Consider the following 13,706-nt stretch of genomic DNA (forward strand, 5'->3'; position numbering starts at 1 on the left):
TATAAAATTAATTTAATCTTTATACATAATTTTCAGAATTGACTCTGCAGTTTCTACCATAGTTCTGCCACTATCCATGGCAGACTTCTGAACGTATCTGTGAGCTTCATTTTCTGACATATTATTTTTCTCCATTAATACTGCCTTTGCCTCATCCACAATGCTTTGCTCTTCTTTTGTTCTTTTTGGGGGCGATTTCTTTTTTCGTGAAAACTTTGCATAAATATTATTTTGCATCATTTCAACTGAATTAAGAAAATCTCGAACTTTTATAGGCATCTCAACCATTGCCACTCCTCTTTCATCTTCAAGAAGTTTCTGTCTTGATGCAACCAAAAGCATTTCGAATCGTCCTTCAACATAATCCAAAATATCCGTGTACGGCATATCTGGCATTCTAAATCCACTGATAATTACTCCCTCGCCCAATGAATCTGCCAAAGTTATTGCTTTTGCCCCTGTGCTACAATGAAACACATTATCATAACCATTGTGTACAAGTAAATTACGAATAGCCTTGCTGTCTTCATTTTTTGGGAACACTACTATAATTCCTGCCAACTTTGCCTCCTACACTAAATGCGGTCCAAATATCTGTTAATTTCCCAATCTGTTACCTGTGAAGTATATTCCATCCATTCCTGTTCCTTTGCATTAATGTATTTTTTGTATACTTCTTCTCCAAGTACCTCTTTCATAAATGGCGATTTTCTCATTTCTCTTACAGCTTCATAAAGGTTCTTTGGTAAATTTTTAATACCAGCCTCTTCTCTTTCTGCATCTGTCATTGAGAAAATATCTTTTTGAACACTTTCCTTTGGTGTAAGTTTTCTCTTAATTCCATCTAAACCTGCTGCTAAACATACCGCAAATGCAAGATATGGGTTACAAGCACAGTCAGGGCATCTAAGTTCAATTCTTGTACCTGTTCCTCTTGCAGCCGGTACTCTAATAAGTGGGCTTCTGTTTGTTGCAGACCATGCAATATATGTAGGTGCTTCAAATCCCGGCACAAGTCTCTTGTATGAGTTTACAATTGGATTTGTAATAGCTGACATTGCACTCATATGTTCCATAATACCTGCTATGAAACTGTATGCTTCTTTGCTTAATCCATTTTCATCACTTGCATCTGCAAAAATATTATTTCCATGGCTATCCCATAAAGACATATTAATATGCATTCCTGAACCACACATGCCATACTTTGGCTTTGGCATAAATGAAGCATAAAGTCCATGTCTTTTAGCAATAGTTTTTACAGTAAGTTTATATGTCATAATTCTGTCTGCTGTTTTTAATGCTTCACCATATTTAAAATCAATTTCATGCTGAGCAGGGGCTACCTCGTGATGAGATGCTTCAACTTCAAATCCCATTTCTTCTAAATTAAGAACCATGTCTCTACGTGCATTTTCACCTAAATCTGTTGGTCCTAAATCGAAGTAACTTCCATGTTCATGACTAATTGTTGTTGGGTTTCCATTATCATCTGTATGGAATAAGAAGAATTCACATTCAGGACCTACATTAAATGTATAGCCCATACTTGCTGCTTCTTTAATTACTTTCTTTAAAATATATCTTGGATCATTTTCAAGCTGTTTTCCATCCGGCTTGTAAACGTCACAAATAAGTCTTGCAACTTTTCCCTGATGTGGTCTAAATGGTAAAATTTCGAATGTATCATAATCAGGATATAGATACATGTCAGATTCCTCGATTCTTGCGAATCCTTCAATGGATGATCCATCAAACATTATCTTGTTATCTAATGCTTTTGCTAACTGACTTTTAGTAATAGCCACATTTTTCAATGTTCCAAAAAGATCAGTAAACTGGAGTCTGATAAATTCTACATCCTCAGTTTCTGCTATGTTTAAAATTTTCTGTTTAGTGTATCCCATTTTTTACTCCTTCCAAAATGAAAATTTTTAATAAGATTAAGGGACAAGGCAACTAATATACCTTTTGCGCTTACCCGCGATTTTAATTATAAACTATATTTTCCCTGTTTTCAAACTATATTCACTTTCCATATATATTCTATTGCAATTAGTTTAATTAAATTATAAAATATATCCTGACAAAAGAAAAAATGGAGAAAATATTAATGATAAATAGAAATAGAAAACAACTAGGGCTTGCAGCCTTTATTACCATAATTGTAGTAGCTCTTTTTTTGGCATTTACGCATGCCCCTAAAAGCAATAACAATGTTGCCGATAATGATTCTAACAATAAAAGAATTACAGCAAATGATAAATTTACAGGCAATTTTAATCTAAAGGAAACTACTACAGAAGTTGAGTCTACTACGGCAAAAATGAAAGTTCACAAACTTTCAAAAAACAAAAAAGCAGCCAAAAGACTACTTAAGAAAACTGCCAAATACCGAAAGAAGTATAAAGACCGTTTACCATACATGATTACTGTTAATAGGGACGAAAACTTTGTTACTGTTTACACATTAGATAAAAACGGTGAATGTACCATACCATACAAAACATTTTGGTGTTCAACAGGTCTAAATCCTGAAGATACACCTCTTGGCACATACTCAATATACCAAAGATATGATTGGCGTTTAATGGTTGATGGAACTTACGCCCAGTATGCTGTTAGAATTTACGGACAGATTATGCTCCACTCTGTTCCTTACACTTCCGACTCTTATGACTCATTAGAGTATTGGGAATATAACAAAATCGGAAAACCGGCGTCCCTTGGTTGTGTCAGATTACAAGCTGGAAACATCAAATGGATATACGATAATTGTCCTGATGGAACAATTGTTACAATTTATAGTCAAAAGGGTGAAAAACCACTTATAAAAATAAAAAAAATTAAGAAGATTAAAAAGAAAAACAAAAACAGAAATTGGGATCCAACTGATCCACAAGAGAACAATCCTTGGTTAAAAAAAGAACCTGAGGAAACTACAACTGTTGCAGAAACAACAACTGCTGAATCGAAATTTAAAATAAATAACTCATTTTAAAATCATAGCGGTGTCTTTTACATTTGGCACCGCTTTAATATTATATTAGAAAGGGGATTTTGCATGGCAACTAAATATTACGCAGTAAAAGTTGGAAGAACTACCGGAATTTTTGAAACATGGGATCAATGTAAGGCCAGTGTAAATGGCTATCCGGGTGCTTTATACAAGAGCTTTAAAACTAAAACTGAAGCTTACAACTATATGGGTTGGAACGGAGAACAAATGGATATTTTCAATATGAATACTTTTGACCAAAATGACACTACTCCTATTGAAAATGAAAAACCTGTAGATAATGATATTCCTTTATCAAGTAGCACAAAAGCTGTGGCCTATGTTGACGGAAGCTTTAACTCAGTTACAAAGATTTTTGGATATGGTGTCGTTTTATTTCATAACGGCAAAGAAATTAAATTATATGACAGAGGCAATGATCCAAGCCTTGCCACAATGCGAAATGTTGCCGGTGAAATATATGGTGCCATAGCAGCAATGGAATACGCAATAAACCATAATATAAAATATCTATCCATTTATTACGACTACATGGGAATCGCCAAATGGTGTACCGGTGAATGGAATGCCACTAAAGAAGGCACAATCGCCTACAAGAAATTTTATAATAAAGCAAAAAAACACGTAAATATCACTTTTTGTAAAGTCAAAGGACATTCCGGCGACAAATACAATGATATGGCTGATGCTCTGGCAAAAAAGGCCTGCGGTGTGTAATAATCTTTTTGGAATCCACTCCAATTATTTGTTAGAAAGTCAAAAAAGTCTGTTAAATATTTAGTAAGACTCTAAATATTCAACAGACTTTTTATTATTCATTCAATTATACAAGCCGTTATTTTACCTTTGCCTGTATAATTGTAAGTAATCAACTTTAAGACACATCCCAATATGTACATAAAAGTTGATTTACGACTTCTCTTTTATTCCTGTACAAACTTCAACAATTCTTCCGGCTTGTCAATAATAGCCATTGGCTTCAAACTTTCAAGTAGTGAACGTTCTCTAAATCCCCAACTACATGAAATACAATCCAAACCTGCATTCTCAGCTGTGGCTCTGTCCACCTCTGAATCCCCTACATAAATCGCTTCTGACTTCTCTGCCCCTAATAATTTAAGTGCCTGATTTACACTGTCAGGTGCCGGTTTTTTCTTAATGCCTGCTTCCTCATTTTCCCCAATAGCCACCTCAATATAATGTTTAAAATAAATATCATTTAATTCGCGAACTGCTTCATGGGCCTTATTTGATACTATTGCCATCTTAATTCCCATATTATGTAATTCTTTTAATAATTCCATAATTCCAGGATATGCACATGTTTTTATCTGACAGTGTTCCTGATAATAATCCTTCTGACACTTAAACATTTCTTCAAACTGTGGATTATCCTGACCATCCGGAACCGAACGCTCAACTAAAAGTCTTAATCCATTTCCTACATGCTGTCTGACAGTATCTACACTGTCTTCTTTCAATCCATATTTTCTCTGCATGTAATTAACAGAATCCGTAAGATCCTCTATTGTATTAAGTAACGTTCCATCTAAATCAAAAATAATTGTATTGTACATTGTTTTCTCCTAAAGTTATTATTATTTTTCTTTATATTCAATATTTAAAAATTAATTTCTAATCAGCAATACCTTTATTTACTCCCCTGTTTGCTTTTTATTTCTTTTTTGAGTATAGCAGAAAAAGTTTCTTCGGTAAACTCGTTTTCTATTCGCTTTTTCCATTAAATTCTATCTTTTCAATCTTGAATATATCCAAAAGATTTTTGAACTTTAAAATGTACTGATAGCTTTTAGACTTACCCTTATATACCTCTGAGCTTTCGTGTGCATTTGTGCCAATGTCTTTCTTTGTGTTGATAAGTTCTTTCTTTCCTTTATCGGTGTAAACAACAAGACTCATTCCTGCACTCTTTTCTTTTGCTGAAATTGAAACGCCTAAAGGTGAAATTTCTACTGTTGTATCCCCATCCTTATAAGTTTTTACATAATTTGTGTCTTTAATATTAAAATTATATTCTTTTCGTGTTTGGTAATCCCCTAATTTCACATAGAAATCCTTATCCTTATCTTTAATAAAATCCATATATGCGTATAAAGTATTGCCTTTGATTTCATAAGTTGTATTATTTGATGCACCCACTTCAAAATATAGTCTTTGATTTTCACCAAATCCTATACCTGAGCATTGCCCTGAATCGTTTAAGTTAATTTCCGGTACACCGTTCTCTTTTTTTATTTTAAATAGTAAATAGCCTACCCCTGTTTTGCTATCATACAATTGCTGGTCTAATTCTATAGAATATTTCCCTATTTTTTTAATTTCATGAGGTGATTCTAACAATTTACCAGCTACATTGGAATCTTGTCCTTTAAAGAAAACCGAAAATATACTTTTGTTTCCAACGTTATATGTAATAATTTTTGTAATAACCAGAATTGCAATTAAAATAATTGCTACACTTCCAATAATTTTTATAGTTTTTTGTTTATTCTTCATTAAATTTTCTCACTCAATTTCGTGGGAATTTCCTATTACAAAAAACAAGTTGCCTGAATCTGCTAATGCTGCTTTAATTCAACATTTCTATGCATATCAAACAACTTGTTTTTTAATATTTATAGTTTATACTTCACTTTTAATTAAAGCTTATATATCTATTTAATTTACTGTCTAACTTTAATATGTGTTTCTCTTAACTGCTGTTCTGTAACTTCGCTTGGAGCACCACACATTAAGTCCTGAGCATTACCATTCATTGGGAATGGAATAACTTCACGAATGTTTTCTTCATTTCTAAGAAGCATAATCATTCTGTCCACGCCTGGTGCCATACCTGCATGTGGTGGAGCACCAAACTGGAATGCATTGTATAAAGCTCCAAATTTTTCCTTTAAGTCATCTTCTGTGTAGCCTGCAATTTCAAAAGCTTTAACCATGATTTCCATATCGTGATTTCTAACTGCACCTGATGATAATTCAACACCGTTACATACAATGTCATACTGGTATGCAAGAATATCTTCAGGATCCTTTGTCTCCAGTGCCTCAAGACCACCCTGTGGCATTGAGAATGGATTATGTGTGAAAATCATCTTCTTTTCTTCAGGATCATATTCATACATTGGGAAGTCATTAATGTAACAGAACTTATATGATTTCTGATCAATTAAGTCAAGTCTCTCACCAAGTGCTGTACGAATCTGTCCTGCATAAATTGATGCAGTCTTTTCTGTATCTGCAATAAAGAAAATTGTATCTAATGCTTTAAGACCAGCCATTTCTCTAATTTCATCTTTCATTTCAGCAGGAATAAATTTGTCAATTGGTCCCTTATATGAGCCATCTTCTAATACTTCTAAGTAACCAAGTCCACCCATACCAATGCTCTGTGCAAACTTAAGCAACTTCTCGTGGAAGCCTTTTGATAACTTCTGTTCAACCTTAATTGCACGAACTGTCTTTCCGTGGAAAGGCTTAAATGTACATCTTTGGAAGAAATCAGTTACATCGATTATTTCTAATGGGTTACGAAGATCAGGCTTATCTGTTCCGTACTTAAGCATAGCTTCTTTGTAGCTGATAATTTGGAATGGAGTCTGTGTTACTTCATAACCTTCAGGTGCAAACTTGTTAAATGTGTCTGCTAATACTTCTTCACCAACTCTAAATACATCTTCCTGTGTTGCAAAACTCATTTCAAAGTCTAACTGATAGAATTCTCCAGGAGATCTGTCAGCTCTTGCGTCTTCATCTCTAAAGCAAGGTGCAATCTGGAAATATTTATCAAATCCTGACACCATAAGTAACTGCTTATACTGCTGTGGTGCCTGTGGTAATGCATAGAATTTTCCTTTAAATTTTCTACTTGGAACAATGTAATCTCTTGCTCCTTCAGGTGATGATGCACAAAGAATAGGAGTCTGAATTTCTAAGAATCCCATTTCTGTCATCTTCTGTCTTAAATAAGAAATAACATTTGATCTGAAAATCATGTTATCTTTTACTTTTGTATTTCTAAGGTCAAGATAACGATATTTAAGTCTTACGTCTTCTCTTGTTTCCTTTGATGTCATTACTTCAAATGGAAGCTGTCTGTAAGTCTTACCAAGTACCTTAACTTCCTTTGCTTCTAATTCAATTGTTCCTGTTGGAATCTTTGGATTGTATGTTTCTTCATCTCTATGTTCAATAGGTCCTTCTACTGAAATACAATCTTCCTTACTAAGTCCTTCAAGAAGTGATGTGTCACGCATAACTACCTGCATTACACCATACATATCTCTAAGGTCAATAAATGATACTCCACCATGGTCACGAATGTTTTCAATCCATCCGGCAATTTTCTTTGTTTCACCAACGTTTGCTTCGCTAAGCTGGTCAATTGTCACATCACGATAGATGTTGTTTGTGTTTACGTCCATTAGTTTTCTCCCTTCAAATTGTTAATGAGTGTTTTTGTTGTTTAATTGCCTGTATGTAACAGAAAGATGAAACTCAACTTTGCTTATATATTTATTTGAAGTTTTAAGTTTAATATTATTAAATTTAATATTATTTAAAGCAAGAAAGATTCATCCCTTTTCAGAATGAATCTTTCTTAATTATATCTATATCATTCATCCTGAAAACAATTATTCAGGACGAACATGTTGTCCGCGGTACCACCTGATTTACTGCCATGCAGCCACTCTCTGGTTTAAAAACCTTCCGATTATCGCTCGGTGACGGCTCTCCTACTAAAACACATCTGCTTCTACAACTATTTCCAATTCTGTTTCAAAAAACTGTATTCAAGTTATCTGTTATAAATATTATCCGGATACTCTTAAATATCCAATTAAATATGTTCTTTCAGATTGCAGCTCCGGAGTGTTATTCACATTAATTCATTCTACAGAAATTCCACCATCTTCTGCTCTCTATAAGCGATAATTAAAGCTACTTCTCTCTTTCAACGCCATTAAAACTGATTATATTATAATAAAAAAACATTGTCAAGGTATGCAATCCCTGTGTAGCGGTCCTTAAATGTCCCACCACACAAAGGAAAACCACATTCTTCCCTGACAATGTTTTTGTCTGTAAAATTCATTTAGCTTTTCAATTGATTTTTACATTTTAACTTTAAAATTATTTTTAATTTTTACTTAAAAGTTACCTTTTTAGCCTTACCCCATTTTCCGTAAACTTTCTTGCCTTTTATAATTCTATAGAATCTGGCTTTTACATAATATTTCTTATTTGGTTTAAGTTTCTTATAAACAAAGCTTATTTTCTTTGTTCTAATTTTGATAACTTTTTTACCTGTAAATTTCTTGTTTGTAGCTATTCTTACTTCATAGCCTTTTGCACTCTTAATTTTCTGTAACTTTATGGAAATCTTCTTTGATGATTTCTTCTTTACAGCCTTTTTAACTTTAACAATCTTATTTATAACTTTCTTTGTTACCTTAGGTGCTTTTGTAGTAGGTGTCTTTTTGCCTGTTGTTACAACCTTAGATGTTGTTTCAGCTGTTGTGCTAACTACCGATTCTGTAGTTGTGTTGTCTTCTGCGCTTGTTTCTACCTTTGTTATATCATCGCCTGTTGTTTCCACTGGTGTTACATTATCTTCCGTACTTGCCGGTTCAGTAGTATTTGATGTCACATTTTCTGCAGTTGTATCTGCTGATGTTGCCTTTTCAGTTGTTGTTTCTTTCTCAACTTCAATTTCCACTGTCTTACCTTCTGTTTCGAAGCCATTTAACTCAGCTGTAATCTTAATAGTATGTTTACCCGGTTTGTCAAAAGTATATGTAATTGTAGAAGCTGCAGGATATTTGTTATATAGTCCACCGTCTACATAAACATTGTAAATCTGTCCTAATCTAATCTGTTCTAAATCCTGTTTCCACATAACTGAAACAACATTTTTATTCTGCTTAGCAACAGCAACACCTTTTACTTCTAAAGGTTTAGCCCACTCTACATTAATTACTGCCTGTGACATAAGAATTGGTGTTTTACCTTCACCATCAACATAAGCTGTAACAAAATATTTTCCTGCCTTGTCAATATTTACGCTGGCATTACCGTTTTTATCTGTTACAACATTCTCAAGTGTTTCCATTTCTCCTGTTGTAACATCAATAATTGCTACTTTAGCCCCTTCAATAGCATGTGTATTTGCATCAATTTTAGACTGTTCACAAGCTCCGTACCATGCATAATTATATCCCTTTAATGATAAATTAAATGACTTATCAGTTGTAATTTCATTAGTGCTTAATGTAATTGTTGAAAGGTCATCACTGTAAGATGCATCTTGTAAAAAATAGAAATCTGCTGTATCTCCATCGCTTACTTTTGCCTGGTCTACAGTGTAGCCTGTATAGCATCCATCAACCAATGTATCATTATGTGGATATTTTTCATTAACTGCATACATAAATGTTGACGCATCTTTTCCGAATGCTTTTGAAACCATAGTTCCATACTGGTTTGCACTAACTACAAGGTACTCATCTGCTGTACTTTCAGTAAATTTGTCACCGTATAACTTTTCATGTTCAGCAACAAGTACGTCTAATGCTGATACACTATCCTCTACTGAATCTGTAAATCCATAAGATTCAGCTAAATAGCCGTTTACCACAATAGTGTCTGAAACTGCAATATATTTATTTTCTGACTGAACTCTTACTGTTACTCTTGCATTTTCATTTTCTAATATACATTTATCAAAGTTTTCATTAGAAATTTCTGCCAAACCATTTAATAAATCTTCTGTGCTATTATCACTTAAAATTAATTCTTCATATTTTGAAGTAATTTCCTTTATGTCCTGTTTAGCATTTTCACCACAGTCATCTAAATCTTTTCCTGTAGCATATTTGTATAACAAGGCATCATTATTGTCAAAAGTATAGCAGTCTTCTTCTTTAGTATTACTTGCCACTGTACCGCATGTAACACCATCTTCTGAGATACCATAGCAATTCTTAGCTGTACCATATTTTAATGAACCTACAACTGAACCAACTGTAGTGCTGTTTACTTCTGTTGTTACTTTTCCAAGAGAAATACAGTTTTCAATAACAGATGTTGTAGAACCATTTCCATAACCTACAATACCACCAATTGTGCCACCTGTTTTGCTTTCAACAGCTCCTGTATTAATACAGTTTTTAACAGAACCTGATGACATTTCTGCTACTATACCACCTGCAAATCCTACAGTTGAATATACTTTACCTTTGTTTACACAGTTTTCAATATTACTGTTTGTTCTGCCAACAATACCTGCTGAATTTCTATTTCCTGTAATATTTCCTAAGTTCTGTGAGTTTTTAATAACTGTTGTTCTTGCATAACCTGCAATACCACCAATATAATTCCATGTTCCTTTTTCGTAATCTTTAATAGATACATTTACATTTGATGTTATGTTTGTGAGTTCTGAGCTGTCAGCATAAGCTACAACACCACCTGTGTATGCAGATGAAACTGATACTGTAGAAAGAGCTGACACTAAAACTTCACCATCTACTGAAAGGTTAGTTATTTTTGCTCCCTTTATGTAACCGAATAAACCGCCATAAGCTCCTGTTGCTACCTTGGCTTTTTTCTCAAATCTAAAATTATAAATCTTATGATTATTTCCTTCAAAGTTTCCTCCGTAGTAAACATATTCTGTTCCACCGTTGAAATAACCAATCTGTGGGAAATTATGGCTTGCAAGGTCAATATCCTTTGTTAATTTTCCATTAATTGTTGATGTTGACTTAGCTGCCACTGAATTTACTTCCTGTGCGAACCATGCAAGTTCTGCACCGGTGCTAATTAAATATGTACCATCTTCATCTTTTTGTGGTTCAGTAAATGTCTGACCGTCCCACGCATTTTCAGTTGCCTTCTTTAATACAACATTAACTGTATATGTACCATCTACAGTTTCAGTCTTTGAACCTAATGAGAATGTGCTGTTTGAAACTACATAGCCCTTTGCATCAATTGTATAATAGTATTTTCCATAACCAAGTGCTGTAAAGTTAGTAACGTCTTCATCAGCATTCTTGTCATGAACATTTATGTCATAATCTTTAATTTCATTTCCCTGTTCATCTGTAACTTTAAAATTAACCCCGTATGTTACTTTTCTTTTTACAGGAACGCCAAAATCTGCAATTGTAGAATGCTGACCTGTTACATTAACTGCATTAAAACATGTGCCTGCACCTGCATCTGTTAATGTATACATAAATGCCCATGCATTTGCATAACTATACATGGACTGTAAATTAACAAATCCATTATTTATTTTGTACTCTGTCTCTTCTTTACCTTCTTCAAATGTAACATCTTTTGGTACTGTAATTTCCAGTGAACCATTATCTGCAACCTGATACTGTGAAATTAAACCAGTGTACTGATTGTTGTCTTCATCATAACCTACAACCTGTAATATTACCGGATTAAAAATTCCTGAGATTTTAGGAATTGATCTGTATAATCCGTTAAAAGTAATTTTTACTTTGTCACCTGGCATAATGTCTTCACCTGGATTTGACATATTTTCATAATTGATTTTGATTTTTGCAGCTCTTACTACCTGATAGTCAACAAAGCCATTATTAGAAGTAACCTTAATAATATTGTTTCCATCTTCAAGTTTAACATTATACGTGCCATCTTCATTAGCTGTTATTTCTTCACTATCACCTAAACTACTGTTCAAATCATCTGTTGTTTTAACAGGTGTAACTTCAACTTTGGCAATTCCACTTTTCGCTGTTGGAGCAATGTTCATAGTTCCTTCTTCTTTGTCAAAGAAAAATGTGTCATAATTCCAACACCAATTTTTACCGTTATTATTTTTTACACCAACGTCTAAAATATCAGAATCCTTATCTCCAACATTAATTACAACAATACCTGTTCTCTTTGGAGAAATTGCAGGGTAAAATCCGCAACTTGCTGAACCTTCCACATCAATTGCATTGTATGTAACAGCAATTACTGCTATGCCGTCTTTTACACCTGTAATATCTAACCAGTTGCCTTTTCCATTAGTTCTGTTATCTTCTACTTCCTTAATGTTAATGCAGTCTTCGCCTGATAATACCTGATAATTAAAGTCAGGCTCTATCATAATATTTCCTGCATCGCTGTTTATAATTTCCCAAACTCTGTAAGCTCTAAGTCTGAATGTATCATTTACATTTAGATTTTTTACATTCTTATCACTTACATTCATAATTAAGTTTGCTTCATCCCTTTTAATAACTGTGCTACCTAGCTTGCTAAAATCATGACTGGTAACATCTTTTCTGTCTAAATCAACTGAAATCTTAGCTGACTCTTCACTACCAAGGCTCATATAGCCTGCCTTAGTTACATAACCGTCTTTTGATACACGATAAGAATAATTTCCATTTGATTTTGGCACATAGAATGACCAGGTTACTGTTCCATCTGAATTTGTTTTCTGCTTATAGCTTTCAATTTCCCTGTCATTAAAGTTATTCATCTGGAAGAAAACCTGCGCCTTTGCTTCATCAGGTACTGTAATCTCTGATGTAATTCTTTTAGCCACTGCTGCATTCCATGTATCTACAGAATAACCTTTATTTACTGTCTTGTTTATTCCATATCCATACATAAGATCATAATTGTCTGCAACATCATCATTTGGATTTGAAAAATAATTATAAAGACAGGCATTGCCCTGCGCAATAAGCATATAAGGATAATATGTAATATTATTTTTTACAATAGGTGTGCCCGGTGTTGCAATACAATTATAATATGGACATACTACCTGCGTTGTGTACTGGTCTTCTGTTAAATAATTAGTTCCATCGTATTTACTGTTTGAACCAACATTTGCACATTTAATATACACTGACTTTGAGTCATAACCTGACTGGGTAACGTTTGATGCCATTGGAATATTAACATTCATACCACCCATTGGCACAGTATAGTCATCTGTGCTTTCATCATAGCCATAAGCTCTGTATGAATATGTGGCTCCAAGTAAAGAAGTAGTGTATACTCTATACTGGCCGCTGGCATCTATACCATTGTCAGTAATTTCTATTTCATCATCTTCATTAAATGTATCATATCCATCTCCATCATGACCTGTTGTTTTGTATAATTTAATTTTGGGATTTTTATTTTTTCCATTATTATCCTGTCCAACATAAAATGTCATGTTATATACTGTTGTTTTAGGATCTTCCACTGTTAAATCCACAGTGTAAGTTTCCTTAGAAAATTCTCCTGTTGACTTACAATACGCCTTCCAAGTGTACTTATATCTGCCTGGAGTGTTTTCTGTTACGGCATATTCTGACAAACTACTTGCAAAACCTATTACGATTTCTGAGAAGTCTGATGCTTCTGACCATTTTCCACTTTCTTCATCGTAAACACTTCTGCTTTCATAATAAACCAGACTATGTTTTTCACTATCTGTAAATTTTGCTCCTAAATTTGGCTTGTAACCATTGTAAATATAAGTTGTATCCTCAACTTCACTTTTCACATTTTTACTTAATGTAATACAAGCCGCCGTTGTTTCTTCTGCACTTGCAATTGTCACGTTGTTAAATGACATCCCTGATAGCATTGATAATACTAACAGTAAAGCAAGTAGCTTTTTTCCTACATGTTTCATCTC

8 protein-coding genes are annotated in these 13,706 nt (G+C 33.7%); 2 read left to right on the top strand and 6 right to left on the bottom strand.

Annotated features, from left to right (window positions below):
* Window positions 1-12 precede the first annotated feature (12 nt).
* Both DW006_RS01020 and glnA read right to left on the bottom strand, forming a co-directional pair.
* Window positions 13-561 carry an ANTAR domain-containing protein gene (locus tag DW006_RS01020; protein WP_117998637.1) on the bottom strand — a complete coding sequence of 183 codons (549 nt, stop codon included), beginning with the start codon at window positions 559-561 and terminating at the stop codon, window positions 13-15.
* A gap of 14 nt (window positions 562-575) precedes the next feature.
* The gene (gene glnA / locus DW006_RS01025) at window positions 576-1,907 is read right to left on the bottom strand and encodes a type I glutamate--ammonia ligase (protein WP_022165746.1); all 1,332 of its coding nucleotides are present in this window, start codon (window positions 1,905-1,907) and stop codon (window positions 576-578) included.
* Window positions 1,908-2,113: 206 nt separating this feature from the next.
* Between glnA and DW006_RS01030 the strand changes: the two genes are divergently transcribed.
* Complete coding sequence (locus tag DW006_RS01030) at window positions 2,114-3,001, top strand: L,D-transpeptidase (RefSeq protein ID WP_158561031.1); 888 nt, start codon at window positions 2,114-2,116, stop codon at window positions 2,999-3,001.
* A gap of 63 nt (window positions 3,002-3,064) precedes the next feature.
* Entirely contained in the window at window positions 3,065-3,736 is a 672-nt protein-coding gene (locus tag DW006_RS01035; RefSeq protein WP_117998639.1) for a ribonuclease H family protein, read from the top strand.
* Between the two features lie 206 nt (window positions 3,737-3,942).
* Here DW006_RS01035 and DW006_RS01040 read toward each other — a convergent pair whose 3' ends face one another.
* The 4 genes from DW006_RS01040 to DW006_RS01055 form a co-directional block, all read right to left on the bottom strand.
* The gene (locus DW006_RS01040; protein WP_117998640.1) at window positions 3,943-4,596 is read right to left on the bottom strand and encodes an HAD-IA family hydrolase; all 654 of its coding nucleotides are present in this window, start codon (window positions 4,594-4,596) and stop codon (window positions 3,943-3,945) included.
* A 148-nt stretch (window positions 4,597-4,744) separates the two neighbouring features.
* Complete coding sequence (locus DW006_RS01045; RefSeq protein ID WP_117998641.1) at window positions 4,745-5,536, bottom strand: hypothetical protein; 792 nt, start codon at window positions 5,534-5,536, stop codon at window positions 4,745-4,747.
* A 167-nt stretch (window positions 5,537-5,703) separates the two neighbouring features.
* Window positions 5,704-7,461, bottom strand: a complete 1,758-nt coding sequence (gene aspS / locus DW006_RS01050; RefSeq protein WP_117998642.1) for an aspartate--tRNA ligase — start codon at window positions 7,459-7,461, stop codon at window positions 5,704-5,706.
* Window positions 7,462-8,183: 722 nt separating this feature from the next.
* Window positions 8,184-13,703, bottom strand: coding sequence for a hypothetical protein (locus DW006_RS01055; protein WP_117998643.1), 5,520 nt, complete (start codon window positions 13,701-13,703; stop codon window positions 8,184-8,186).
* Window positions 13,704-13,706 lie beyond the last annotated feature (3 nt).

This window comes from Eubacterium sp. AF36-5BH (assembly GCF_003460505.1).
Classification (GTDB): domain Bacteria; phylum Bacillota; class Clostridia; order Lachnospirales; family Lachnospiraceae; genus Eubacterium_G.

Coding starts and splice junctions, on each gene's coding strand:
- DW006_RS01055 (WP_117998643.1), bottom strand. CDS start 13,703: ATGAAACATGTAGGAAAAAAGCTACTTGCTTTACTGTTAGTATTATCA.
- aspS (WP_117998642.1), bottom strand. CDS start 7,461: ATGGACGTAAACACAAACAACATCTATCGTGATGTGACAATTGACCAG.
- DW006_RS01040 (WP_117998640.1), bottom strand. CDS start 4,596: ATGTACAATACAATTATTTTTGATTTAGATGGAACGTTACTTAATACA.
- DW006_RS01035 (WP_117998639.1), top strand. CDS start 3,065: ATGGCAACTAAATATTACGCAGTAAAAGTTGGAAGAACTACCGGAATT.
- DW006_RS01030 (WP_158561031.1), top strand. CDS start 2,114: ATGATAAATAGAAATAGAAAACAACTAGGGCTTGCAGCCTTTATTACC.
- glnA (WP_022165746.1), bottom strand. CDS start 1,907: ATGGGATACACTAAACAGAAAATTTTAAACATAGCAGAAACTGAGGAT.
- DW006_RS01045 (WP_117998641.1), bottom strand. CDS start 5,536: ATGAAGAATAAACAAAAAACTATAAAAATTATTGGAAGTGTAGCAATT.